At 64.1% G+C, this 24421-nt stretch carries 22 protein-coding genes; 13 read left to right on the top strand and 9 right to left on the bottom strand.

Features of this window, described 5'->3' with window-relative positions; genetic code table 11:
• Positions 1-27 precede the first annotated feature (27 nt).
• On the bottom strand, positions 28-681 hold the full coding sequence (locus C8N32_RS10165) for a protein-L-isoaspartate O-methyltransferase family protein (protein ID WP_107892881.1): 654 nt from the start codon (positions 679-681) through the stop codon (positions 28-30).
• Between the two features lie 261 nt (positions 682-942).
• On the opposite strand from C8N32_RS10165, the gene C8N32_RS10160 reads away from it, so the two are divergent.
• Complete coding sequence (locus C8N32_RS10160; protein ID WP_107892880.1) at positions 943-1662, top strand: hypothetical protein; 720 nt, start codon at positions 943-945, stop codon at positions 1660-1662.
• Here the strand turns inward: C8N32_RS10160 and C8N32_RS10155 are convergent.
• Entirely contained in the window at positions 1653-2963 is a 1311-nt protein-coding gene (locus tag C8N32_RS10155; RefSeq protein WP_107892879.1) for a short-chain fatty acid transporter, read from the bottom strand. The genes C8N32_RS10160 and C8N32_RS10155 overlap by 10 nt on opposite strands.
• Before the next feature lie 842 nt (positions 2964-3805).
• Here C8N32_RS10155 and C8N32_RS10150 point away from each other — a divergent pair.
• Positions 3806-5047 (top strand): 3-deoxy-D-manno-octulosonic acid transferase, encoded by a 1242-nt coding sequence (locus C8N32_RS10150; protein WP_170106776.1) that lies wholly within the window; start codon positions 3806-3808, stop codon positions 5045-5047.
• On the opposite strand, the gene C8N32_RS10145 is transcribed toward C8N32_RS10150, so the two are convergent.
• On the bottom strand, positions 5044-5520 hold the full coding sequence (locus C8N32_RS10145) for a hypothetical protein (RefSeq protein WP_107892877.1): 477 nt from the start codon (positions 5518-5520) through the stop codon (positions 5044-5046). The two genes, C8N32_RS10150 and C8N32_RS10145, sit on opposite strands and share 4 nt — an antisense overlap.
• Positions 5521-5709: 189 nt before the next feature.
• On the opposite strand from C8N32_RS10145, the gene C8N32_RS10140 reads away from it, so the two are divergent.
• From C8N32_RS10140 to ptsP, 4 genes are all read left to right on the top strand, one after another.
• Positions 5710-6123 (top strand): DUF1178 family protein, encoded by a 414-nt coding sequence (locus C8N32_RS10140; protein WP_107892876.1) that lies wholly within the window; start codon positions 5710-5712, stop codon positions 6121-6123.
• A 9-nt stretch (positions 6124-6132) separates the two neighbouring features.
• A complete protein-coding gene (locus C8N32_RS10135) occupies positions 6133-6813 on the top strand; it encodes an SDR family NAD(P)-dependent oxidoreductase (protein WP_107892875.1) in 681 nt (226 codons plus the stop codon).
• Positions 6814-6878: 65 nt separating this feature from the next.
• Positions 6879-8117: an aspartate kinase gene (locus tag C8N32_RS10130; RefSeq protein ID WP_107892874.1), complete on the top strand. Its 1239-nt coding sequence runs from the start codon at positions 6879-6881 to the stop codon at positions 8115-8117.
• A 9-nt stretch (positions 8118-8126) separates the two neighbouring features.
• Positions 8127-10370, top strand: coding sequence for a phosphoenolpyruvate--protein phosphotransferase (gene ptsP / locus C8N32_RS10125; protein ID WP_107892873.1), 2244 nt, complete (start codon positions 8127-8129; stop codon positions 10368-10370).
• Here ptsP and C8N32_RS10120 read toward each other — a convergent pair.
• Complete coding sequence (locus tag C8N32_RS10120) at positions 10367-10852, bottom strand: GNAT family N-acetyltransferase (RefSeq protein ID WP_107892872.1); 486 nt, start codon at positions 10850-10852, stop codon at positions 10367-10369. The two genes, ptsP and C8N32_RS10120, sit on opposite strands and share 4 nt — an antisense overlap.
• A gap of 142 nt (positions 10853-10994) precedes the next feature.
• On the opposite strand from C8N32_RS10120, the gene C8N32_RS10115 reads away from it, so the two are divergent.
• Positions 10995-11867 (top strand): S-methyl-5'-thioadenosine phosphorylase, encoded by an 873-nt coding sequence (locus C8N32_RS10115; protein ID WP_107892871.1) that lies wholly within the window; start codon positions 10995-10997, stop codon positions 11865-11867.
• Between the two features lie 28 nt (positions 11868-11895).
• On the opposite strand, the gene C8N32_RS14980 is transcribed toward C8N32_RS10115, so the two are convergent.
• Entirely contained in the window at positions 11896-12057 is a 162-nt protein-coding gene (locus C8N32_RS14980; protein WP_170106775.1) for a hypothetical protein, read from the bottom strand.
• 306 nt (positions 12058-12363) lie between these two features.
• Between C8N32_RS14980 and C8N32_RS10110 the strand changes: the two genes are divergently transcribed.
• The gene (locus C8N32_RS10110) at positions 12364-12903 is read left to right on the top strand and encodes an adenine phosphoribosyltransferase (RefSeq protein ID WP_107892870.1); all 540 of its coding nucleotides are present in this window, start codon (positions 12364-12366) and stop codon (positions 12901-12903) included.
• Between the two features lie 3 nt (positions 12904-12906).
• On the opposite strand, the gene C8N32_RS10105 is transcribed toward C8N32_RS10110, so the two are convergent.
• The 4 genes from C8N32_RS10105 to thrC are packed head-to-tail and all read right to left on the bottom strand — an operon-like array spanning position 12907 to position 17590.
• Positions 12907-14310 carry an FAD-binding oxidoreductase gene (locus C8N32_RS10105; RefSeq protein WP_107892869.1) on the bottom strand — a complete coding sequence of 468 codons (1404 nt, stop codon included), beginning with the start codon at positions 14308-14310 and terminating at the stop codon, positions 12907-12909.
• Positions 14311-14358: 48 nt separating this feature from the next.
• Positions 14359-14940, bottom strand: coding sequence for a GNAT family N-acetyltransferase (locus C8N32_RS10100; RefSeq protein ID WP_107892868.1), 582 nt, complete (start codon positions 14938-14940; stop codon positions 14359-14361).
• A complete protein-coding gene (locus C8N32_RS10095) occupies positions 14940-16202 on the bottom strand; it encodes a M16 family metallopeptidase (RefSeq protein ID WP_107892867.1) in 1263 nt (420 codons plus the stop codon). The genes C8N32_RS10100 and C8N32_RS10095 overlap by 1 nt, the downstream gene beginning before the upstream one ends.
• Positions 16199-17590, bottom strand: coding sequence for a threonine synthase (gene thrC / locus C8N32_RS10090; protein WP_107892866.1), 1392 nt, complete (start codon positions 17588-17590; stop codon positions 16199-16201). Before thrC ends, C8N32_RS10095 begins: the two co-directional genes overlap by 4 nt.
• 190 nt (positions 17591-17780) lie before the next feature.
• On the opposite strand from thrC, the gene tldD reads away from it, so the two are divergent.
• The 5 genes from tldD (at position 17781) to C8N32_RS10065 (ending at position 24419) form a co-directional block, all read left to right on the top strand.
• Positions 17781-19202 (top strand): metalloprotease TldD, encoded by a 1422-nt coding sequence (gene tldD / locus C8N32_RS10085; RefSeq protein WP_107892865.1) that lies wholly within the window; start codon positions 17781-17783, stop codon positions 19200-19202.
• Positions 19203-19305: 103 nt separating this feature from the next.
• Positions 19306-20445, top strand: coding sequence for a DNA-processing protein DprA (gene dprA, locus C8N32_RS10080; protein WP_107892864.1), 1140 nt, complete (start codon positions 19306-19308; stop codon positions 20443-20445).
• A gap of 80 nt (positions 20446-20525) precedes the next feature.
• Positions 20526-23015: a type I DNA topoisomerase gene (gene topA, locus C8N32_RS10075; RefSeq protein ID WP_107892863.1), complete on the top strand. Its 2490-nt coding sequence runs from the start codon at positions 20526-20528 to the stop codon at positions 23013-23015.
• Between the two features lie 67 nt (positions 23016-23082).
• A complete protein-coding gene (locus tag C8N32_RS10070; protein ID WP_107892862.1) occupies positions 23083-23778 on the top strand; it encodes a CoA transferase subunit A in 696 nt (231 codons plus the stop codon).
• Positions 23779-23792: 14 nt separating this feature from the next.
• Positions 23793-24419: a 3-oxoacid CoA-transferase subunit B gene (locus C8N32_RS10065; protein ID WP_107892861.1), complete on the top strand. Its 627-nt coding sequence runs from the start codon at positions 23793-23795 to the stop codon at positions 24417-24419.
• Positions 24420-24421: the final 2 nt, after the last annotated feature.

Below are 24421 nucleotides of genomic sequence, written 5' to 3'. Positions count from 1 at the left end.
GGAAATGACGCCCCCGGCGGGACTAGCTCAGAACTGGAATTCGGGCGCCTCCTCGAATCCAGGCAAAAACGGGGCGCTGGCATTGAACGCAAAGCGCCAGCTGATTCCGTCGCGGCCTTTCAGGCCAACGCGGCACATCCCCACATTCTTTTCGGCGGTCAACGCCACGACCCGCCCCCCGGGGCGAAGCTGATCGGCCAGGACCTGCGGAAAACGACTAATTGCGCCCTGGACGATCATCGCATCGTACGGCCCATGGCGGGGGGCGCCTTCGGTCAGGGGTCCGCAGACGACAGCGGCGTTGTAGGCCCCCTGCTCCGCCAGGTTGGTCTCGGCCTCACGGGCCAGGTCCGAATCTTCCTCAACGCCAACAACCGTTTGGGCCAGCCGCGCCAGAACCGCGGACGAATAGCCCTGCGCGCATCCCAGATCGAGCACCAATTCATCGGGCTGGATCGCAAGTTCCTCCAGCATCTTGGCGAAGGTACGCGGCTCCAGCAGGACACGCCCGCCACCCAGATCGAGATTCTCGCCGACATAGGCCGCCTCGCGCCGGGCATCGGGGACGTAGACTTCCCGCGGAACGGACAGCATCGCGTCGATGATCGGCAGACGGGTCACGTCAGAAGGGCGAACCTGGGTGTCAACCATCGCAATGCGGCGGGCGGTGAAATCTGTCATCTCGTCAACTCACTGACCTTGTCAAGTTGTCCTTGTGATGCCACAGAAGCCCCCGCTGGGCAACTGCACTTTCCCGCGCGACGCACAGGCCGGATGCCGACTGCGGCATACTGGGCCTGGGGCAATCCTTTCCTTGCACCCCTCCGCTGCCAGACCAATCTCATGATGGAATCTCGTCAGGATTTCCTACCGCCACCCTTGCCCGAAGCGAGGGAGGCGTTATGAACCTGCAAGTCGCTTTCGACCAGACAGGAGACCCCCATGCGTTTCATCGACCAGATCTACTCCACCGCGCTGCGCGTCCAGACGTATATCGGGGTCTCGCTGTTTCTGGGGGCGATCTATGGGCTGGGCGTCGTTTTTCTGGTGGCGGGGCCAAGGGCGGCCCTCTTCCTGGGCGCGGTGCTGGCGGGTTTTCTGGCACTGCCCTGGCTGGTGCGGTTATGGACAACCGTGCGCGAAAAAACAGCCGGTGCCAGCGCCGATTTCGACCGGCTGCGTGAGGACGCGGCCCAAAACCGCGCCCGTGCCCGCGCCAGCACCGCGCGGGCCCGCACTGAGTCCGCCCCCCGCCCGCTGACCCAGTTCCGCACGCAAACGCGTGGCCCGCGTTACGTGGCGACCGGATCGGCCCCGGAAACCGCGGGCCTTACGCGTGGGAGCTTCCTGACGCGCGCCATCCTTGGTCGTGGCTGGCGCGACCCGGATCGCATGGCGCGCGGGTTCGGGCTGGCCGCACTCCTGGGGGCCGCGATCTACCTTTTCGGCCTGTGGGGAAACGATTACTTCCTGATCCGGCCACTGGCCAGCACGCTGGAGATGATCGGCACGGCCTTGTTCCTCATCGGGGTCAGCGTGGTCTACGCCCACCTCCAAAGCCGGCTTGAACGGTTCTTCATCCGTCGCCGGGCCGCCCGCAACGCCACCCCGGCCAGGGAGGAGACGGGCGGGGACCAATCCCCGCCACAAGCTCACAAATAGGTCAGAAGCGCGGCGATAATCGCCCCGGCCACAATCAGTTGCATCAGGCAATAGCCCATGATGTCCTTCGCGCGCAGCCCTGCGATCCCAAGGATCGGCAACGCCCAGAACGGCTGGATCATGTTCGTCCAGGCATCGCCCCAGGCCACGGCCATCGCAGCGCGGGCCATATCCGCCCCCAGTTCCTGCGCGGCCGGAATCACGACCGGGGCCTGCACCGCCCACTGCCCCCCGCCCGAAGGCACGAAAAGGTTCACAAGCCCGGCCGACAGGAAAGTCCAGAACGGCAGCGTCCGGTCGGTGGAGAACGAAATCAGCCAGTCCGAGATCGTCGCCGCAAGCCCCGACTGCACCATCACCGCCATGATCCCGGCGTAGAACGGGAACTGGATCACGATCCCCGCCCCGCCCTTCACGGCTTCCTCAAGGCTGTCGAGCAGGTTGCGCGGGGTTCCATGCAGCAGGATGGCCAGCACCAGAAACGTCATGTTGATCGAATTCAGCGACAACCCGCCCGAGCGCAGGAAGTAATCGACGATATAAAGCAGCCCTGCAAGGCCGATCATCCATGACAGCGCAGGGCTGTTTTCCATCCGCTGTGCGGGCGTCCGGGGCTGCGCGTGCACGGAATCGGATTCGGGCTCGATCAAGGCCGGGTCGACATAGATGCTGTGCCGTTCCGCAGGCAACATCAGCCGGTTCAGAAGCGGTACGGCCACGAACAACGCCGCCAGGATGGCAAGGTTGAAGGGCGCGAAAATCGTCTGCCCGGTGCCGATCACACCGGTCATATCCTCGAACGGGTGGCCGGCAGTTGCAATCGACAGCGGCACGGAACCGGCCAGCCCCCCATGCCAGACCAGGAAGCCGGAATAGGCGCTGGCGACCAGCAGGCGATAATCCACCCGTACCTGACGGGCCATTTCCTTGGCGAAGAACGCCCCCACGACCAGGCCGAAGCCCCAGTTGATCCAGCTTGCCAGCAGCGACACGAGGGTGACCAGAACGATCGCCCCCCCCGGCCCCGAAACCTTGCCGGCCAGCGCCTCCAGCCCGCGCCTGACCACCGGCGTACTGGCCAGCATGAAGCCGGTCACCAGCACCAGAAGCATCTGCATCGAAAAGGATAACAGATTCCAGAACCCGTCGCCCCACATGCGCACGACACTCAGCGGGCCTTGCCCCTGTACGCCGATCGCCGCTGCCACCGCGACAATCGTCAGAACGATCACGAAGATGAACGGATCGGGCAGGTACCGATCCACCAGCCGCACCAGCGGGCGCGCCACGAAATTCAGCATTTGTCTTCTCCCTTTATGGCCCTGCGCGGGGCCGCCGGGGCCAGCCTGTCCCGGACGGGCCCTGGTTGCAACCAATCCGTTGCCGCATGCAAAAAAGGGGGCGGTAAGCCGACCCCGTCCCCAATCGGTTTCCCGGCTGGAGTGGGAAAATCTCCGTCACCGGGCGCAACATGCGTGCCGTTTCGGCAGGGGGCCGGCAACGGTATCTCCGACACCCTGCCGGTCAGACTTTCAAGGGCGCCACGATCTTGTCGGCTTGTCACCGGAGACGCCTTCACCCGGCTGCGCGGTACCATGACCTGCAAGGCGGCCCTCAGGTCCCACACCAAAGCAGAGCACGGTCTGGACAATGTTGCACAGCGCCGGAACACGTATTCGTAATTGCCGTTTCCGTGACTGCAAAACGGCTCTTGTCGTTCTCGGGCGAATGTCGCCGCCGGGTTTTCCCACAAGACCGAAGGGGGAGTATCTCACAGGTCCACCCCGTTCTGGCAAGAGACACACCTCTTGCCAAAAGAGGTGCACCCGTCTTTTTGAGAGGCGGATAAAGCCATGCCATGCCGTTGAGACAGGCGTCGAGGCGCGGGCCATGTCGAGGCGCGGACCATGCTGTCTAAACTGACCGGATCGGCCTCATCGGGGAAGGCAACCGCGATGAAAAACATTTCATAAGCCGGTCATTTCGGGTGTGACGCACCTGACCATAGATGGAATTTATCCAATTTCGGTATTTTGATGCATATATCAAATATACCTTTTTGCATAATCCACGCGCGGCGCGGGGATTGCCAGACGGGCAGGCCCGGGCTAGGCCAAGGCATCCGTTTGTGAAAGGTTCCGGCGTGATCGTCTACCGTATTCTCCTGGCCCTCGCGGCGCCGTTCGTGGCTGTGCGCCTGCTGATGCAGCCCGGCACGCGGGAACGTCTTGGCAGCCCCCCCGGCACGGCGGGGGTCGTGTGGATTCACGCGGCCTCGAACGGCGAGCTGGCCGCTGCGCGCCCGGTGATCGAGACGCTCTTGCAGCGCGACCCGGCGCTGCACCTTCTTGTAACCTGCAACAGCCTGTCGGGGCGGACACTGGCACAGGCCTGGGGGCTCGAACGGGTGACGGTGCGGCTGGCTCCGCTCGATTACCGGCTGGCACTGCGGCGATTCCTGACCAACTGGGCCCCCAGGGGGCTCATCATCATCGAGAATGAACTCTGGCCCAATCGCCTGAAGGAAATGGCACGGCGCGGGCCGGTGGTGGTCCTGGGCGGACGTCTTTCCGCGCGCAGCCTGCGGGGATGGCAACGCCTGCCTGCGCTGACACGCAAGGTTGTGGAAACGCTCGATCTCGTCCTGCCGCAAGACGGCGCCTCGCGCACACGGTTCGCCGCGCTCGGCGTGCCGGAGACGCGGCTCGGCCCGGTCATCACCCTTAAATCCACCGTAGCGTCCCCGACCGCCCCGGAAGATATCGCCCATCTGCGTCCGGACTTCCCGCGCCGCACAACGCTGCTGGCCGCATCCACCCACGAGGGGGAGGACGAGATCCTGCTTGATGGTTTTGCACGCGCAGTCTCGGAGAGACCGGCGCTACGGTTGATTCTTGCGCCGCGACATCCCCGGCGCGGGGATCGGGTTCAGCGCCTGATTCAGCACGCCGGGCTGACTTGCGCCCGCCGCTCGCGGGGCGACGCGCCGGGGGCGCAGGTCTACCTGGCGGACACTCTGGGCGAGATGCATCTGTGGTATGCCCTGGCGGGGATGTGTTTCGTCGGGGGGTCTCTCGTGGACAAGGGGGGGCACACCCCGTTCGAACCCGCCGCCCATGGCGCAGCCCTGTTGCATGGACCTTACCTTTCGAATTTCGCCGAGGTCTACGCCGCCCTGGAACACGAAGGCGGCAGCCGAAGAATAGGCGATGCGGCAGACCTCAGCCGTATCCTCCACGACCTGGCCGAAAACGACCTGACCGCGATGACCGCCGCTGCCGCCCGCGCCCTTGCCCCGTTTGGCAGCACCCCACCCGACAAGGTCGTGGACCGGCTTTCCCCATTGTTCGGCCTGCCGGGCCGGGCCGGCCGCGCAATGCCCTAGACAAAACTGATCGGCTCCGAATGGTCCACGACAGGCTGTTGGGATGGATAGAGCGTGATCGCCCGCTCATCGTGGGTATCGACCGCGGGATTGCAGAAACGGCCGTCGCAAGGGTCGTAAAACCCCGACAGGCCGAGACCGAGGCCACGAAACAACAGGATCTCGCGAAACATCTCGGCCTGCCCCGCGACCGCTTCGAGAAACCGGAGGACCTCACCCGGCGCGGCCGCGTACAGGTCGATACCGTTGAAGACAACCGCACCAAGCTGCCGGCCGGTGCGGATACGCGTCAGCGCGCCGCCCTCGAACTCACACAACGGGACTCCAAGACCGCGATATTCCATCGTGCTGCCCGCACGCCCATAATAGACGTGCCGGGGGCGGCCCATTCCCGTCTGTACGGCAACCTCGGACGGCGCCATGCCGAACCGCAACGGGCCAAGCCCTTCGTGGGGCAGAACCACCCAGTTCATGAAACACTCCGCACATTTCCAGCGGCACACGCCCCGCCCCGCCTGTTTTTGCGTTTCATCGCGACACCTCCCCGACACAGTCTGGGCATGCCGTCCCGGAAAGTCGATGCGCGGAAAGTCACAGCTCCGGATCTCTTTGCGTTTGACGGGGAAATGCCTATCTTCTGACCATTGCAGCAAGAGTCGCCCATGATCCGTTACAGCCTGACCTGCGCCAACGGCCACAGCTTCGACAGCTGGTTCCAGTCCGCCGAGGCTTTTGACACGCTCCTGACCCGGGGCATGGTCTCCTGCGTGACCTGTGGATGCGCCGATGTGCGCAAGGACCTGATGGCGCCGGGCGTGGTGAAGCCCCGCAAGACGCCTCTTTCCACCCCGACCACGGACACAGAGCGCAAACTTGCCGCGCTGCGCCGGGAGGTGGAGAAAAATTCCGAGTATGTCGGGCTGCGCTTTGCACAGGAAGCCCGCGAGATTCACGCCGGCGATGCGCCCCATCGCAGCATCCACGGCGAAGCCCGCCCCGAGGAGGCCCGCGCCCTGATCGAGGAGGGTATCCCCGTTGCGCCATTGCCCTTCGCACCCCGCCGAAAGACCAACTGAGAGGTCGCCATGACAACCCTGATCACCGGAACCTCTCGCGGCATCGGCCTGCAATTGCTGAAGGATTACGCCGCGGCGGGCGAACCGGTGATCGGCACCACCCGCTCCGGCACCGGGCACGAGGTCGACGGCGCCGAGATTCTGCCACTGGACGTGACCAACCTTTCGTCCTTCGCCGCGCTCGTCCGGGCGCTGAGCGGACGGCGGATCGATCTCGTGGTCTGCAACGCGGGGATCTTCCCGGATCGGGAGGAACGCCTCGCAGACGGCTATCCGCCGCAAATGTGGGCGGACACCTTCGCCACCAATGTGACCGGCGTCTTCCTGACGGTCCAGAACCTGCTGACGAACCTTCAGCTTTCCGATGTGCCGAAAATCGCCATCCTGTCCTCCCAGATGGGGTCGGACACCCGCGCGGCGGGGCGGGAGGAATTCAGCGGCTGCTACATCTACCGCGCCTCGAAAGCGGCGGTCCTGAACCTTGGGCTGAACCTGGCCAACGACCTGCGCCATCTCGGGATCGCGGTGGGCGTCTATCATCCCGGATGGGTACGTACCGAAATGGGTGGGCACAACGCAAAAATCGGTGTTGAAGAGGCGACCGCCGGTCTGCGGGCGCGGTTTTCGGCACTGTCGATGCACAATACCGGTTGTTTCGAAACCTGGGACGGACAAACCCACCCCTATTGATCTTGCCCTTCGCCCCCGCTTCGCCTAGACGGTGCGGGACGCAAAACTGGGCGAAAAGGGCAAATATGCCGGTTCTTGTGATGAAATTCGGGGGCACTTCGGTGGCCGACCTGGGGCGTATCCGCAATGCCGCCGAAAAAGTCCGGCGTGAGGTGGAAAACGGCTATGACGTCATCGTGATCGTGTCTGCGATGTCAGGCAAGACCAACGAGCTGGTGGGCTGGGTTGAGCAGACCTCGCCGTTGTTCGACGCCCGTGAGTATGACGCGGTGGTCAGTTCGGGCGAAAACATCACCGCCGGGCTGATGGCGCTGACCTTGCAGGAAATGGACATCCCGGCGCGCAGCTGGCAAGGCTGGCAAGTGCCGCTGAGGACGAACTCGTCCCACTCCGCCGCGCGGATCGAGGAAATCCCCCGCACCAATATCGACGCCAAATTCGCCGAAGGTATGCGGGTTGCCGTTGTCGCGGGGTTCCAGGGGATCAGCCCCGAGGGCCGCATCACGACATTGGGGCGCGGCGGGTCGGATACCACCGCGGTTGCTTTCGCGGCGGCTTTCGATGCCGAACGTTGCGACATTTACACCGATGTGAACGGCGTTTACACCACCGACCCCCGGATCGAAAGCAAGGCGCGCAAACTCGACCGCATCGCGTTCGAGGAAATGCTGGAACTGGCGAGCCTTGGCGCGAAGGTCCTTCAGACACGGTCGGTCGAACTGGCGATGCGCTACAAGGTGCGCCTGCGCGTGCTTTCAAGCTTCGAGGATATTGACGAAAATTCTGGTACGCTCGTCTGCGACGAGGAGGACATCATGGAAAACAACGTGGTTTCAGGCGTCGCCTACCAGCGCGACGAGGCCAAGATGACACTCATCTCCGTGGCCGACCGGCCCGGCATCGCGGCGGCCATTTTCGGCCCCCTCGCCCAGGCCGGTGTGAATGTCGACATGATCGTACAGAACATCAGCGAGGAAGGCCGCACCGACATGACCTTCTCCTGCCCGGTCGATCACGTGAAACGTGCCGAAAAGGCCCTGCGCGACGCGATGACCGCGGGTGGAATCAACTTCCGCGATCTCGTCGCCGATACGGATGTGGCCAAGGTTTCGGTCGTCGGGATCGGCATGCGCAGTCACGCCGGCGTGGCCAGCAAGATGTTCAAGGCGTTGTCCGCCGAAGGGATCAACATCAAGGTCATCACGACGTCCGAGATCAAGATTTCCGTTTTGATCGACCGGAAATATATGGAACTTGCGGTGCAAGCCCTCCATGATGCGTTCGGATTGGAAAACGCAGCCTGACGGGGGCAGATGCCCGAAAGAACGGAAAGCGTCAGTCGTAACCTGTTGCGCCACCTGCGCACGGCCCTTGCCGAACCCGGCCAGGGACAGGAACGGCTGGACCGCATAACAACCCTGATCGCGGGACAGATGGGCACGGATGTTTGCTCTGTCTACCTGTTCAGGGACCCCGACACCCTTGAGCTTTGCGCAACAGAGGGCCTTAACCCCGGAGCCGTCCACAAAACGCGCCTTCGCGTCGGCGAAGGGCTTGTCGGGCGGGTGGCCAAGACGTCCCAGCCGCTCAATACCGGCAACGCCCCGCAGGAACGCGGCTTCCGCTACATGCCGGAAACGGGGGAGGAGGTGTTTTCCTCCTTCCTTGGCGTGCCGATCCAGCGACTGGGAGAGCGACTGGGCGTGCTGGTGGTCCAGGCGCGCGAAGGCCGCCAGTATTCCGACGACGAGGTCTATGCGCTGGAAGTCGTGGCCATGGTTCTGGCCGAAATGACGGAGCTGGGCGCCTTCGTCGGCGAGGGCGAGGCGCTTTCGGCCTTGCACCAGCGTCCGGCAATCTTCCGGGGCACCGTCGCGCAGGAAGGTGTGACCGAGGGCCATGTCTGGCTGCACGAACCACGGGTGGTCGTGACAACCCCGATCGCCGAGGACCCACAGGTGGAACTGCGCCGGATGGGAGAGGCGATCGATCAGTTGCGTGTCTCGGTCGACGAAATGCTGAATGCGGCGCCGGGGGGCGACAAAGAACAGTTGCAGGTTCTCGAAGCGTACCGGATGTTCGCCAACTCCCGCGGGTGGAAGCGCCGGATGGAAGAAGGCATAGGCGCGGGGCTTTCCGCCGAAGCCGCTGTGGAAAAAGAACAATCCGCGGCACGCACGCGGATGCAAATGGTACCCGACCCCTATCTGCGGGAACGGCTGCACGATCTGGATGACCTGTCCAACCGGCTGCTGCGCATCCTGACAGGCCAGGGCGAAGATACCGGGGCGGAACGCCCTGCCGACCCGATACTGATCGCCCGCAACATCGGCCCCGGAGAGTTGCTTGATTACGGGCGCAGCCTGCGTGGCATCGTGCTGGAGGAAGGCTCGGTCGGCAGCCACGCGGCGGTCGTCGCGCGGGCATTGTCGATACCGCTGATCATCAATGCCGGGCGCATCACGACGGAGGCCCTGAACGGCGACCACATCATGCTGGACGGCGAACAAGGCATCATCCACCTGCGGCCCGAAGAAACCGTCATCAACGCCTTCAAGGACAAGATGGCGATGCAGGCAAAGGCCCAGCGCCGCTATGCCTCGATCCGCAAGGAGCCCGCGAAAACCCTGTGCGGCACCACCATCGCGCTGCATATGAATGCCGGGCTGATGGCCGATCTGCCATCGCTGCAGAGCTCGGGCGCGGAGGGGGTCGGCCTGTTCCGGACCGAGCTTCAGTTTCTCGTGCGCTCCAAGGTGCCGCGGCGCGGGGAATTGGCCGCCCTTTACAGCCGGGTGATGGAGGCCGCCGGCGACAAGCGCGTGGTCTTTCGCACGCTCGATATCGGATCGGACAAGGTTCTGCCCTACATGAAACCGCAGGATGAGCCCAACCCGGCGATGGGCTGGCGTGCGATCCGGGTTGGGCTGGACAAGCCCGGCGTGATGCGGATGCAGTTGCAGGCGCTGATCCGGGCGGCAAACGGGCGGCGCCTGACGGTAATGTTCCCCTTCATCGCGCAACTGGACGAATTTCGCCTTGCCCGCGACCATCTGCTGCGGGAAATCGAGCGGGAGGACCGTCTGGGCCGCCCGCTGCCCAGCAAGCTGGAGATCGGCGCGATGCTGGAGACGCCCTCGGTCGCCTTCGCGCCCCGGCAATTTTACGAACTGGCGGATTTCATCTCCATCGGGGGCAATGACCTCAAGCAGTTTTTCTTTGCCGCCGACCGTGAAAACGAACGCGTCCGCCGCCGCTACGACACGCTGAATGTCAGCTTCCTGAGTTTGCTCGAACAAATCGTCGAACGCTGCCGCGACACCGACACACCGTTATCCTTCTGCGGGGAGGATGCCGGCCGCCCGGTAGAAGCCTTGTGTTTTGCCGCCATCGGGCTGAGGGCGCTGTCAATGCGGCCCGCTTCGATCGGACCGGTCAAGCACATGCTGCGCAAGGCCAACCTGGCCGAGGCCCGTGCGGTGATCGACGCGGCCCGTGCCAGCGGGGTGCAATCGGTACGCCCCGCGGTCATGGACTGGCTTCGCCATCGCGACTAATCCGCGTCGCGGGAAACCTTGCCGCGAACCCCATCCCATGCGTCAGGCAAAAGCGGCAGCCCCAACACCCTGTCGGGGTTTGTGGGGGGGGGCATCTCGACCCCGTCGAGGCGGGTGAACCCGAAACGACCGTAATAGGGTGCATCCCCCACCAGCATCACCCGCCGCCAGCCCCGCGCGGCCGCACGGGCGACAGATTCGCGGATCAGAGCCGCACCCAGCCCTTCTCCCTGATGGGTCGGGTGCACGGCGACCGGCCCCAGCAACAGCACCCGCGCGCCTCCCACGCGCACGGGCCAGTGACGGATCGCGGCGGCGACGATCCCGTTCTCGTCCCGCATCAGAAGGCACAGATCCGCCACCGGGGGCACGCCGTCGCGCAAACGGTAAGAGGACAGCGCCTCGCGCCCCGGCGCAAAGCAGAGGTCGTAAAGCGCCTCGACCTCCCACCGGTCCTCCGGGGTTTCCTCGTGAATGTTCATGGCCCGTCCCGCCTGCTCCGCCCTCGCCCCCTAACACGCCGCCCCAGCCGGGGCAAACCCACCCCTGCGGCAGCACAGAGGCTTCCCTCGGCGCGTCAGCGCCCCTACAACCGAACCGGAAAAAACAAAAGAGGCAATAGCCATGGAACGTATGATCGGGGTGATCGGCGGCTCGGGCGTATACGAGATCGCCGGGCTGGAGGACGCCCGCTGGCAGGCGGTGGAAAGCCCGTGGGGCACACCATCGGACGAAATTCTGGTCGGTACGCTGGACGGCGTGAAGATGGCCTTCCTGCCGCGGCACGGGCGGGGGCATTACCTGTCGCCGACAACCGTTCCCTATCGTGCCAATATCGATGCGATGAAGCGGCTTGGGGTAACGGAAATCGTCTCCGTCTCGGCCTGCGGATCATTCCGCGAAGATATGGCACCGGGCGATTTCGTTGTCGTGGATCAGTTCATCGACCGCACCTTCGCGCGGGAGAAAAGCTTTTTCGGAACCGGCTGCGTCGCCCATGCCAGCGTCGCGCATCCGGTTTGCGGGCGGCTTTCGGCGGCCTGCCTGCAGGCTTGCCGGGACGAGGGTATTACCGTTCATGTGGGCGGAACCTATCTCGCCATGGAGGGGCCGCAATTCTCCACACTGGCGGAATCTAAACTCTACCGGGAAAACTGGGGCTGCGACGTGATCGGCATGACCAACATGCCTGAGGCCAAGCTCGCCCGTGAGGCAGAGATTTGTTACGCCTCCATCGCCATGGTCACCGATTACGACTGCTGGCACCCCGACCATGACGCCGTTGATGTGGGCGACATCGTCAAGACGCTGACCGGCAACGCCGACAAGGCCCGTGCGATGATCGCCCGCCTGCCTGCCTTGACCGGCCCCTACGAGCCTTGCGAAAAAGGCTGCGACCGGGCGCTGGACTACGCCATCCTGACCGCCCCTGAAAAACGCGACCCGGCGCTTCTGGCAAAGCTGGATGCCGTTGCCGGACGGGTACTGAACGGCTGATCCGAATGGCCGGGGGGGGCACCCCGGCCTATCCCTTGTCATGGTCTTTCATGAATTTGCGGATGAAGCCCCGGATTTCGCGCGAGGCGCTGCTGTCCATCCTTTTGCACAGGTCGACAAAGGCGTCGCGTTCATCCTTGTCCAGCCGCAGGATAAGCTGGCTGTCTTTCTTGCCGGATTTCTTGCCCATAGGCCAGTTCCCGTCCCCGGTCTTGACTTTTGCATATGCAATGTATATACACTGTACATACGTCTCCAGCGCAGTTATGCGCCAAAGGATCGGGAAAAGGAACGGAAAAATGAACCTGAACACGGCACAGGCAATGCTGATCCGTGATCGTATGGACTGGCGTAAACCTCATCTGATGTGGATTTCGGACAAGTTCTATAGGTACTTCCGAACCTCACGCGGATAACGCTTGCGGCATAGCGTGCCCTTGCGCGGGGCGCGAGCATCGTCCATGACGGGCCTCGGACAACAGTGAAGAGGCCCGTCATGCCCAACAGTTTCTCCGTCAAGGATTACATTCGCACCATCGTGGATTTCCCCCACGAAGGCATTCTGTTCCGGGACGTGACGACCCTGTTCGCCGACCCCCGCGGCTTTCGCATGGCGATCGACCAGATGCTGCACCCCTATGCCGGTCAGCAGATCGACCGGGTCGTGGGGCTGGAAGCTCGCGGGTTCATTCTTGGCGGGGCAATCGCGCACCAGCTTTCCAAAGGCTTCGTGCCGGTGCGCAAGAAAGGCAAGCTGCCCGCCGCCACCATCGCAGAGGAATACCAGCTCGAATATGGCGAAGCGGTCGTGGAAATCCACGACGACGCGCTGAGTGCGGGGGAAAAGGTTCTGATCGTCGATGACCTTCTGGCCACTGGCGGGACGGCCGAGGCCGGCATCAAGCTGGTGGAGCGGTTGGGTGCGGAAGTAGTGGGCTGTGCCTTCATCGTGGACCTGCCCGATCTGGGTGGCCGGAAAAAGCTGGAGGATCTGGGCATGGACGTTCATGCCCTGTGCACCTACGAGGGTCTGTAAGAATCACACCCGAAGCATCACTCCCGGATTCATGATGCCGACCGGGTCCAGCGCATCTTTCACGGCGCGCATCGTGGCCAGTTTTGCAGGGTCGGCATAGCGTTCGAGATCCTCGACCTTCAGCCGCCCGATGCCATGTTCGGCACTGACCGACCCTCCCATCTCGTGCACAAGGTCATGCACGCAGCGTTTGATCTGCCCCCGCAGGGGTTCGAACGTGGCGCGATCCTGTCCCTTGGGCGGGAAGACGTTGTAGTGCAGGTTTCCGTCCCCCAGATGCCCGAAACAGTTGATACGGAATGTCCCCAGCCGCGCCAGGGCCGGGGCGCCACGCGCAATGAACCCCGGCAATTCCGAGAGCGGCAAGGAAATATCGTGGGACGAGATCGACCCGATCCGCCGATTCGCCGCCGGGATGGCCTCCCGCAGCACCCAGAAATCCTGCCTTTGGGCCTGTGACTGCGCGATCAGGCCATCGCTGACCAGCCCCGCCTCCTGCCCCGCGACAAACAGCGCCTCCAGCGCCTCTGCCGGATCCTGGCTGCCAAGCCCGAGATCCACCAGGACCATCCATTCAGGCTTCTGCGCGAAGGGCTGACGGACTTCCGGCAGGGTTTCCGACAGGAAATCCAGCCCCATGCGGTGGATCAGTTCGAAGGCTGAAACCCCCTCCCCGATCTGCGCCCCGGCGATGGAAAGAAGGTCCAGGGCCGCCTGCGGGTCGCGCACCACCATCAGGGCCGCCCCGATGTGGGCCGGGCGGGGAAACAGCCGCAGGGCGGCAGCGGTGATGACGCCCAGCGTACCCTCTGCCCCGATCAGAAGGTGGCGCAGATCGTAGCCGGTATTGTCCTTGCGCAGCCGTCTGAGCCCGTTCAACACCGAACCATCGGGCAAAACGGCTTCCACCCCCAGGCACAAATCCCGCGCATTGCCATAACGCAGCACGTTCACCCCACCCGCATTGGTGGACAACACCCCCCCGATCCGCGCCGATCCTTCCGACGCCAGAGATAACGGGAAAAGACGCCCGGCATCCTCCGCCGCGTCCTGCACATCCGAGAGAATTGCCCCCGCTTCGGCAATCAGGACATTTTCACCGGGAGAAACGGCACGGATCGCGCGCATGCGCTCCAGCGACAGAATCACCGGCGCCGCCCCTCCGGCCATGATCTGTCCGCCCACCAGCCCGGTTCCACCACCATAGGGCACCACGGCCACCCGCGCCGCAGCGCAGCTACGCACGACATCGGCCACCTCGGCGGTGGAGCCCGGCGCAACCAGCACCCCGCCCTGCCCTGTAAAACGCCCCCTCGGCTCCTCCAGATAGGTGGGGGTCAGCGGGCGGAAGGCCGCCTCGGGCAGACGGGCGCGCAGGGTTTCGGCAATTTCCGTGGCGGGGGTCATCGGGGCCTCCTTTCCCCGATGAAGCACGGGCACGGGCCGGGGTGCAAGTCACACCTGCGCACGCCCCCGCCGATCTCCGCGCAGATTGGCGTACAGGACATGGTTGCGCCAGCGCCCGTTGATCTGCAGATAACTTTGCGCCACACCTTCATACTTGAAGCCCGATTTCTCCAGCACCCCGCGGGAGGCGATGTTTTCGGGCAGGCAGGCGGCTTCGATCCGGGAGAGATCCAGCCCCGCGAAAGCGTAATGGACCAGCGCCTCGATTGCCTCGCGCATGAATCCCTGCCGGGCAAAGGGCGCGCCGGTCCAGTAGCCCAGCGTGCCCGCCTGCGCCGGCCCCCGGCGAATGTGATCAAGTGTGATCGCGCCCACAAGCGCCTCATCGGCGCGGCGAAACATGAACAGCGGCACACCTGTCTCCGACGTGATCGACCTCTGCGCCCAGTAAACCCGGTTTGTGAACGCCTTTCGGGTCAGGTGGTCATTTGTCCAGGCGGGTTCCCACGGGATGAGAAAACTGGCACTGGCCTCGCGCAGGGCGGCCCAGGCGCCATAATCCGAATGCACGGGCGGACGCAGGGTCATGCGCTCTGTCTCCAGCCGGACCTTCTTGCGCCGTGCAAGCATCAGGCAGCCAGCCTGTCTTGCAGCGCCGCCAGCGCGGGGGCCGCATCCACCGGCCCGTAAAGTGCCAGCGCCGCCTGGCCGCTATGGGCCAAGGCCCCCGCGAAGGCCCGCACATCGCCGGTGGTGACCGAATCGATATGGGCGACGGTTTCCTCCAGCCCCGGCACGCGGTTCCAGACAGAAATCAGCCGCGCCAGGCGCTCCGCCCGGGCCGAGGGGCTTTCCAGCCCCATCAGCAACCCGGCCTTCATCTGGGCGCGGGCGCGGGCGACTTCAGCGGTTGTCATATCCTCGGCGGCGCGGGCCAGTTCCGTCATGGTGAGGTCGGCCAGTTGGGGAAGTTGCTCACCGCTGGTGCCCGCGTAAAGAGTGATAAGCCCGGTGTCCGTATAGGCCCCGGCCTGCGCAAAGACCGTGTAACACAGCCCCCGCTTTTCCCGCAGTTCCTGGAACAGCCGTGAAGACATTCCGCCCCCCATCGCCACGGTATAGATCTGTGCCGTGTAGATCTCCGAATCCCGGCAACTGGGGCATTCGAACCCCATCGCCATGTGGGCCTGCTCCAGCCTTTTGGCAACGCGCCGCTCTCCCCCGCGGAAACGGGCCGGAACCTGAGTCGCCACGGCCCCGCCCGGCAGGTGCCCGAAAAGCGTTTCCGCGATGCGTACGATGGCATCGTGGTCCACCGCCCCGGCCGCGGCAAGGATCATCCTGTCCGGCGCGTAATGTTGGCGCATAAAGGCGAAAAGGTCGTCACGGGTAAAGGCCCCGACCCGTTCGGCCGGGCCAAGGATCGTACGCCCGATGGGCTGATCGGGATAGGCCGCCTCCTGCAGCCAGTCGAAAACGATATCGTCGGGGGTATCCAGGGCCTGCCCAATCTCTTGCAGGATAACGCCCCGCTCCACCTCGATCTCGGCAGGATCGAAACGCGGGTTCAGAAGAATATCGGCCAGCACATCGAGGGCCAGTGGCACATCCGCCTGCAACACGCGCGCGTAATAGGCCGTCATCTCGCGGGAGGTATAGGCATTGATATATCCGCCCACATCCTCGATCGCCTCCGCAATCGCAAGCGTACTGCGTTTGTCCGTCCCTTTGAAGGCCATGTGCTCCAGGAAATGGGCAATACCGTTCTGCGCGGGCATCTCATCCCGCCCGCCCGCATTTACCCAGATGCCAACCGCCGCTGATTGTATCCCCGGCATGTGCTCAGTCACGACACGGAAACCGTTTTCCAGTTGGTGGAGTTCTACGCTCACTTGGCGCGCCTTTCTTCGATAAACGCCTCGATGGCGCTCAGGTCGTTTTCAATCGTGGTCATGCGCTCCGGGCGGTCGAACAGGTCTGCCAGGCGCGGGGGCAGCGACGGACGTTGCCCGGTTGCCTTGGCCACCGCATCGGGGAACTTGGCCGGGTGGGCGGTGGCCAGCGTGATCATCGGTGCGGCGCTTTCGGGTTGCTCACGCGCGACCTTCACACCCACGGCGGAATGGGGGCACAATACCTGCCCGGTTTCGTCATGCAGCGCAGCGATGGTGGCGCGGGTCCCCTCCTCTGAGCAGCGCCCCGAGGCAAAAACCTCCCGCAGGTTCTCAAGCGCCCCCTGGCTGATGACGAAACCGCCCTCTGCCTTCAGGGCGTCCATCTGCTGCACCACTGCGGCGCCATCCCGGCCATATGCCTCAAACAGCACCCGCTCGAAATTCGAAGACACCTGGATATCCATCGACGGGCTGATGGAGGGCACAACCCCCTCCGTCCGATAGGCCCCGGAGATCAGCGCACGGTGCAAAATATCGTTCTGGTTGGTGGCGATGACCAGCTTTTCCACCGGCAGTCCCATGCGGTGCGCAACGTAACCCGCAAAGATATCCCCGAAATTCCCCGTGGGCACGGTGAACCGCACCGCCCGATGCGGTGCGCCAAGACTGACGGCAGATGTAAAATAGTACACCACCTGCGCCAGCACCCGCGCCCAGTTGATCGAGTTCACCCCCGCAAGCCCAACCGCATCGCGGAAAGCGAAATCGTTGAACATGTCTTTAACGCGGGCCTGGCAATCGTCGAAGTCGCCTTTTACCGCCAGCGCATGGACATTGGATTCCGCCGGGGTGGTCATCTGGCGGCGCTGCACCTCGGAAACCCGCCCCTCGGGGAACAGAATGAACACGTCCACATTGTCGAGGCCGCGAAACGCCTCGATCGCGGCGGAGCCGGTATCGCCGCTGGTGGCCCCCACGATCGTCACCCGCTTGCCCGACCGTTCCAGCGCCGCCTGGAACAACTGGCCGATCATCTGCATGGCAAAATCCTTGAAGGCCAGCGTCGGCCCATGGAACAGTTCCAGCAGGAAATGGTTGACCCCAAGTTGCACCAGCGGAGCGCGGGCGGCATGGTCGAATCCCGCATAGGCCCTTGAAATAACAGCGTGAAATTCCTCCGCGCCGAACGCCTCTCCAATGAAGGGCCACATGATGCGGAACGCGGCATCTTCATAGCTCATCCCGGCCAGCGCGGCGATGTCCTCCGGGGCCATCGCCGGCACGGTTTCGGGGACGTAAAGCCCCCCGTCCCGGGCCAACCCGGTCAGCATCGCTTCCTCGAAACTCAGTACCGGGGCCATCCCCCGGGTGGAAACATAGCGCATGAACCCGCCTTATGTTCTTCTGCTTTCCGCCTGATACGCCAAGCTGCGGGCCGTGTCACCCCACGCCGGGCACAGCACTCCCACCCCGTTTGCTTTGGCCCAAATATCCTCGCCGAAGGCGCGGGCGAAACGGCCCTGTCTTTCCCCCGGCAAAGGCTCTATCCTGTCGCTTCAATCGAACGGAGCCACCATGCAACAGCCTCCCTTTTGCCCTTTCGAGACGCATCTGGAACAGACACAGGCCCTGAAAACCCTGCGAACCGCGACCGAAGGTGCCGATGACGGAGAGCTGTTCCTGGAGCGCCGCCGCTCCGAGATGCTGGCCTTCGATGACGGGCGCGTCAAAACCGCCAGCTACGATGCGGCCGAGGGCTTTGGCCTGCGCGCAGTCAGGGGGGCTGCGTCGGGTTATGCCCATTCAACCGAAATTTCCCACGCCGCGCTGACACGTGCGGCCGAAACGGCACGCCTCGCAGTGGGGGCGGGCGGCGGCACGCTTGCCGCCGGGCCCGCGCAAACCGAACGCCGCCTTTATCCTTCCACCGATCCGATGGCCGAAGCCGGATTTTCCGCCAGGCTCGACACTCTGCGCGAGATCGACGCGTATACACGCGGGCTGGATTCGCGGGTCATACAGGTCAGCGCATCGCTGGCAACCGCCCTGCAGGAGGTCGCCATCCTGCGTCCGGACGGCACACTCCGCTGCGATATCCGCCCGCTCAGCCGCATGAATGTCGCCGTCATCGTCGAGGAAAACGGCCGCCGTGAGTCGGGCAGCCACGGCTGCGGCGGGCGCGCGGGCCTGACCGGGCTTCTCTCCCCTGAAACCTGGACGGCCAGCGCGCGGGAGGCGTTGCGCATCGCACTGGTGAACCTCGTCGCGGAGTCCGCACCCGCCGGGGTGATGGATGTGGTGCTTGGCCCCGGCTGGCCGGGCATCCTCCTGCACGAGGCTATCGGCCACGGGCTGGAGGGGGATTTCAACCGCAAGGGAAGCAGCGCCTTCGCCGGGCTGATGGGCCAGCAGATCGCGGCACGGGGCGTGACGGTACTCGATGACGGCACCCTGCCCGACCGGCGCGGCTCCATCTCCTTCGACGACGAAGGCACCCCCAGCCAACGCACCGTGCTGATCGAAGACGGCATGCTGGCAAGCTTCATGCAGGACCGGCAAAACGCCCGGCTGATGGGCACCCCCCCGACCGGCAACGGGCGGCGGGAAAGCTTTGCCCATCCCCCGATGCCGCGCATGACGAATACCTACATGCTGTCCGGTCCCGATACGCCCGCCGACATGGTGGCCGGTCTCGAAGACGGGATTCACGCGGTCGGGTTCGGCGGCGGGCAGGTGGATATTACCAACGGAAAGTTCGTCTTTTCCTGCACTGAAGCCTACCGCGTCAAAAACGGCAGGGTGATCGCCCCGGTGAAGGGGGCAACACTGATTGGGGATGGCCCGACGGTTCTTAAGAAAATTCGCGCCATCGGCAACGACATGGCACTGGACCCCGGCGTGGGCACATGCGGCAAGGCGGGTCAGTGGGTCCCCGTGGGCGTGGGACAGCCTTCGTTGATGATCGGCGGGCTGACCGTAGGCGGGGCCGCAACCTGAAGCAGAGCTTTAAAAACAAAAGAAGTTCTGAACTGTTCACCCTTCATTAACCTTATCGCACGATTGTCGGGATCAGGATGAGCGAAGCCACCAGATCGCGGAGATGAATTCTTCCACCCACCCCCTCGCACCACCCCAGGAAGACTCCCTGATTTCCCGGCTTCGTCTCATCCGCTCGCATCGCGTAGGGGCCATCACGTACCACCGCCTGATGGGGGAACATGGCTCCGCCCGCGCCGCACTGGAGGCCTTGCCAAACATCGCCCGCGGGGCGGGCGTTTCCCGCTATACCCCCTGGCCCGAAGACCTTGCCTGCCGGGAACTCGCGCAGGGGCGCAAGCTGGGCGCGACCCCTCTGGCCCATGGCCTGCCCGGCTACCCTGCCGATCTGGCCGATCTGCCCGATGCGCCCCCCTTCCTGTGGGCGCTGGGGCGGCAGGCACTCCTCTCCCGCCCGTTGGTCGCCATTGTGGGGGCGCGCAACGCCTCCAGCCTGGGCATCCGCATGGCCCGGCGTCTGGCACACGATCTCGGGGAGGCCGGGGTCGTTGCCGTTTCAGGTCTTGCGCGCGGGGTGGACCGGGCAGTGCACCTTGGCGCGCTCGACTACGGCACCATCGGGGTGCAAGCTGGCGGACTGGATGTGATCTATCCGGCCGAAAACGCCGACCTCCACGAAACGCTCGCCCGCGAAGGACTGCGTCTGAGCGAGCATCCGCCCGGTCTTGCGCCGGTCGCACGCAACTTCCCCCAACGCAACCGTATCATCGCCGGGCTGTCCCGTGCGGTTGTGGTGGTAGAGGCGGCGGCAAAATCCGGCAGCCTGCTGACCGCACGCATGGCCGCCGATTACGGGCGCGAGGTGATGGCCGTGCCCGGCCACCCGTTCGATGCCCGGACCACCGGCTGCAACCACCTGATCCGCGATGGAGCAACGCTCATACAAGGGGCCGCCGATGTGCTGGAGGCCCTTGGCCCGTTCCGGCCGACCAAGTTCGAATCACGGCAGCCTCCCCCACCCCGCGCGCCCGGCGCGACACGCCCTACACCCTCCCCCCACACGCCTCCGAATGACCTGCTCGCGCGCATTCTCGACCGGCTCGGTTCCGCGCCACTGGCGGAAGATCAACTGATCCGTGACCTGGGGCTGAAACCGGCACAGGTCGCCCCGGCCCTTCTGGCGCTGGAACTGGATGGCCGCGTGTCGCGGCAGGCGGGTGGATTGCTGCGCCGGATCAGCTAGCCCCCTGCGGCATTGACATTCCGCACGCACCCCCCACATCTTGCGCCGCCAAGGGCCACGCCCGAGTCGAAAGGAATTTCATGCCTGTCGTTGTTGTAGAGTCGCCTGCCAAAGCCAAGACAATCAACAAGTATCTGGGGCCGAACTACACGGTTCTCGCGTCTTATGGCCATGTGCGCGACCTGCCGCCAAAGGATGGTTCGGTCGACCCGGACAACAATTTCGATATGACGTGGGAGATCGCCACCGACTCCCGCAAACACGTCAAGGCCATTGCCGACGCGCTGAAAGACGACGACACGCTGATTCTCGCCACCGACCCCGACCGTGAAGGAGAGGCGATCAGCTGGCACCTTGAGGAAGCCCTGCGTAAGCGCCGCGCCATCAAGAAAAGCACCGATGTCAAGCGCGTGGTGTTCAACGCCATCACGAAATCCGCCGTGACCACGGCGATGGAGGCCCCGCGCCAGATCGACAAGCCGCTGGTCGATGCCTATCTCGCCCGCCGGGCCCTGGATTACCTTGTGGGGTTCAACCTTTCGCCGGTGCTGTGGCGCAAGCTGCCGGGAGCAAAATCGGCCGGGCGGGTACAGTCGGTCTGCCTGCGTCTGATCGTTGAACGGGAAATGGAAATCGAAGCCTTCCGGGCGCGCGAGTACTGGTCGGTCAGGGCCGCGCTACGCACCCCCCGCGGGCAGGACTATGAGGCACGGCTTGTCACGCTTGCGGGCAAGAAGCTTGAAAAATATGACATCGAGACCGAAACCGCAGCTGAGATGGCCGTGCAGGCGGTACGCAGCCGGGACTTGACCGTCACCGGGGTAGAGGCCAAACCCGCCAACCGCAACCCCTCTGCGCCGTTCATGACCTCGACCCTGCAGCAGGACGCCAGCCGCAAGTTCGGTTTTGGCGCACGCCAGACGATGCAAGCGGCGCAGCGGCTTTATGAAGCGGGCTATATTACCTACATGCGGACCGACGGCATCGACATGGCCCCCGAGGCAGTCATGGCCGCACGAGACGCCATCAAGGACCGTTACGGCGCGGATTACGTGCCCAAGTCGCCGCGCATGTACAAGAACAAGGCGAAAAATGCGCAGGAAGCGCACGAATGTATCCGCCCCACCGACATGACGCTGGACGCTGCGCGCCTGAAAGTAACCGACGCAGACCAGAAAAAGCTTTACGATCTGATCTGGAAGCGCACCCTCGCCAGCCAGATGGAAGCCGCCCGGCTGGAGCGCACCACCGTCGACATCGCCAGCGCCGACGGGCAGGTTGGGTTGCGCGCAACCGGTCAGGTGGTCCTGTTCGACGGGTTCTTGCGGGTTTACGAGGAAGGGCGCGACGATGTCGTCGATGACGATGACAAGCGCCTGCCGCAGATCGCCCGGGGTGAACCCGCCGAAAAGCGGCAGGTTCAACCCGAACAGCATTTCACCCAGCCGCCGCCGCGTTATACGGAAGCGACACTGGTGAAACGGATGGAGGAACTGGGCATCGGCCGTCCGTCGACCTATGCCAGCATCGTGACGACAATTCAGGACCGCGGCTATGTTCGCAAGGACAAGAACCGCCTGATCCCCGAGGACAAGGGGCGTCTGGTCACCGCTTTCCTGAGCAACTATTTCCGCCGCTACGTCGGCTATGAATTCACCGCCGATCTTGAGGAACAGCTGGACGACGTGTCCGCCGGCGAACGCGATTACCTCGACGTTCTGGGCCGGTTCTGGCGCGATTTCTCGGCGGCAATCGGGGAAACCTCCGATTTGCGCATCTCCGAGGTGCTGGAGAAGATCGACGAGGTGCTGGCCCCCCATCTTTACCCCCCCCGCGACGAAGGCGGCGACCCTCGCCTTTGCCCCAAATGCGGAGCCGGGCGGCTGAACCTGAAAACCGCGCGTTCGGGCGGGGCGTTCATCGGATGTTCGAATTATCCGGAATGCCGGTTCACCCGCCCCCTCTCCGCCCCCAACGGTGAGGACGGCTCAGAGCTGGACGGTAAGGTGCTGGGCCATGATGGCGAGGATGAAATCACCCTGCGCGTAGGCCGCTTTGGTCCCTATGTGCAGCGCGGCGAGGCGAGCGAAGAGTCCCCCAAGCCGCCCCGCGCCAGCCTGCCCAAGGGCTGGTCCCCCGAAGAGATCGACCTGGAAAAGGCCCGGATGCTGCTGAGCCTCCCGCGGGAGATCGGCCGGCACCCCGAGGACGGCGAACCCGTCGAGGCCGGAATCGGGCGCTATGGCCCCTATGTCCGCCATGGGCGCAAATACGCCAACCTGCCCGATGTGGAGGAAGTCTTCACCGTCGGAATGAACCGTGCGGTAGAGATTCTCGCCCAGAAAAAACCCCGCGGGCGGAGCACCGCAAAACCCCTTAGAGAGTTGGGCGAACATCCGGAAAAGGGCGGAGCCGTCAACGTGATGGACGGGCGCTATGGGCCTTACGTGAAATGGGACAAAATCAATGCCACCCTTCCCAAGGGGACCGACCCTGCGGAGATCACTCTGGAAATGGCCGTGCAGCTCATCTCGGAAAAGGCCGCCAAGGGGTCCCGCAAGAAGACGTAGCGCGACACGTTGACAGCCCTCCCCCCCTTCGCCACAACTTCGGCAGATCATGAAGGGGGAGACTTCCATGAGAAAGATCTATGACAGCGCCGAAGCTGCCCTTGACGGGTTGCTTTTCGACGGGATGACCATAGCCGCCGGGGGATTTGGCCTGTGCGGCATCCCCGAACTGTTGATCGAGGCCATTCGCAAGCAAGGGACGAAAGACCTGACAGTCGCCTCGAACAACGCCGGCGTTGACGATTTCGGACTGGGCGTGCTGCTGCAATCCCGGCAGGTCAAGAAGATGATGTCGTCCTATGTGGGCGAAAACGCCGAATTCATGCGGCAATACCTCAGCGGTGAGCTGGAGCTGGAGTTCAACCCCCAGGGTACACTGGCCGAACGGATGCGTGCGGGGGGCGCGGGCATTCCGGGCTTCTACACGAAAACCGGCGTGGGAACCGTGATCGCCGAAGGCAAGGAACACAAGGACTTCGACGGCGAAACCTACATCCTCGAACGTGGGATCGTCGCGGACCTGTCGATCGTGAAGGCCTGGAAAGCCGATGCAACCGGCAACCTCGTGTTCCGCAAGACCGCCCGAAACTTCAACCCGCCGGCGGCGATGTGCGGCAAGGTCTGTGTCTGCGAGGTGGAGGAGATCGTGCCCACCGGCAGCCTCGATCCCGACCAGATCCATCTGCCCGGTATCTACGTGCACCGCCTGATCCAGGGCGAACACGAAAAACGCATCGAACAGCGCACCACGCGTGCCGCTTGAGGGGAGGCAACATCATGGCTTGGGACCGCAACCAGATGGCAGCGCGCGCCGCGCAGGAACTGGAAGACGGGATGTACGTAAACCTTGGCATCGGCATTCCGACGCTGGTGGCCAACTACATCCCCGAGGGCGTGCACGTCACACTGCAATCGGAAAACGGGATGCTGGGCATCGGCCCCTTTCCCACCGAGACGGAAATCGACGCCGACCTGATCAATGCCGGAAAGCAAACCATCACCGAATTGCCCCATTCGGCCTATTTCGACAGCGCCGCCAGTTTCGCGATGATCCGCGGCGGCAAGATCGCCATGGCCATTCTGGGGGCCATGGAAGTGGCTGAGAACGGCGACCTCGCGAACTGGATGATTCCCGGAAAACTCGTCAAGGGCATGGGCGGTGCAATGGATCTTGTTGCCGGGGTGCGGCGCGTTGTGGTGGTGATGGACCACACCAACAAGCACGGGGACAGCAAGCTTCTGAAAGAGTGCACCTTGCCGCTGACGGGCAAGGGCGTGGTTGACCGCATCATAACCAATCTGGGCGTTCTGGACGTGGTGGAGGGCGGCCTGAAAATCCTGGAATGCGCCGACGGCGTCTCGGAAGCGGAAATCCGCGCGGCGACCGAAGCAAAGATCCTGTGAAA

The organism is Rhodovulum imhoffii (assembly GCF_003046545.1).
GTDB lineage: Bacteria > Pseudomonadota > Alphaproteobacteria > Rhodobacterales > Rhodobacteraceae > Rhodovulum > Rhodovulum imhoffii.
This window is presented reverse-complemented; position numbering and strand designations above follow the sequence as displayed.

Coding starts and splice junctions, on each gene's coding strand:
- C8N32_RS10165 (WP_107892881.1), bottom strand. CDS start 681: ATGACAGATTTCACCGCCCGCCGCATTGCGATGGTTGACACCCAGGTT.
- C8N32_RS10160 (WP_107892880.1), top strand. CDS start 943: ATGCGTTTCATCGACCAGATCTACTCCACCGCGCTGCGCGTCCAGACG.
- C8N32_RS10155 (WP_107892879.1), bottom strand. CDS start 2,963: ATGCTGAATTTCGTGGCGCGCCCGCTGGTGCGGCTGGTGGATCGGTAC.
- C8N32_RS10145 (WP_107892877.1), bottom strand. CDS start 5,520: ATGAACTGGGTGGTTCTGCCCCACGAAGGGCTTGGCCCGTTGCGGTTC.
- C8N32_RS10140 (WP_107892876.1), top strand. CDS start 5,710: ATGATCCGTTACAGCCTGACCTGCGCCAACGGCCACAGCTTCGACAGC.
- C8N32_RS10135 (WP_107892875.1), top strand. CDS start 6,133: ATGACAACCCTGATCACCGGAACCTCTCGCGGCATCGGCCTGCAATTG.
- C8N32_RS10130 (WP_107892874.1), top strand. CDS start 6,879: ATGCCGGTTCTTGTGATGAAATTCGGGGGCACTTCGGTGGCCGACCTG.
- ptsP (WP_107892873.1), top strand. CDS start 8,127: ATGCCCGAAAGAACGGAAAGCGTCAGTCGTAACCTGTTGCGCCACCTG.
- C8N32_RS10120 (WP_107892872.1), bottom strand. CDS start 10,852: ATGAACATTCACGAGGAAACCCCGGAGGACCGGTGGGAGGTCGAGGCG.
- C8N32_RS10115 (WP_107892871.1), top strand. CDS start 10,995: ATGGAACGTATGATCGGGGTGATCGGCGGCTCGGGCGTATACGAGATC.
- C8N32_RS14980 (WP_170106775.1), bottom strand. CDS start 12,057: ATGGGCAAGAAATCCGGCAAGAAAGACAGCCAGCTTATCCTGCGGCTG.
- C8N32_RS10110 (WP_107892870.1), top strand. CDS start 12,364: ATGCCCAACAGTTTCTCCGTCAAGGATTACATTCGCACCATCGTGGAT.
- C8N32_RS10105 (WP_107892869.1), bottom strand. CDS start 14,310: ATGACCCCCGCCACGGAAATTGCCGAAACCCTGCGCGCCCGTCTGCCC.
- C8N32_RS10100 (WP_107892868.1), bottom strand. CDS start 14,940: ATGCTTGCACGGCGCAAGAAGGTCCGGCTGGAGACAGAGCGCATGACC.
- thrC (WP_107892866.1), bottom strand. CDS start 17,590: ATGCGCTATGTTTCCACCCGGGGGATGGCCCCGGTACTGAGTTTCGAG.
- tldD (WP_107892865.1), top strand. CDS start 17,781: ATGCAACAGCCTCCCTTTTGCCCTTTCGAGACGCATCTGGAACAGACA.
- dprA (WP_107892864.1), top strand. CDS start 19,306: ATGAATTCTTCCACCCACCCCCTCGCACCACCCCAGGAAGACTCCCTG.
- topA (WP_107892863.1), top strand. CDS start 20,526: ATGCCTGTCGTTGTTGTAGAGTCGCCTGCCAAAGCCAAGACAATCAAC.
- C8N32_RS10070 (WP_107892862.1), top strand. CDS start 23,083: ATGAGAAAGATCTATGACAGCGCCGAAGCTGCCCTTGACGGGTTGCTT.
- C8N32_RS10065 (WP_107892861.1), top strand. CDS start 23,793: ATGGCTTGGGACCGCAACCAGATGGCAGCGCGCGCCGCGCAGGAACTG.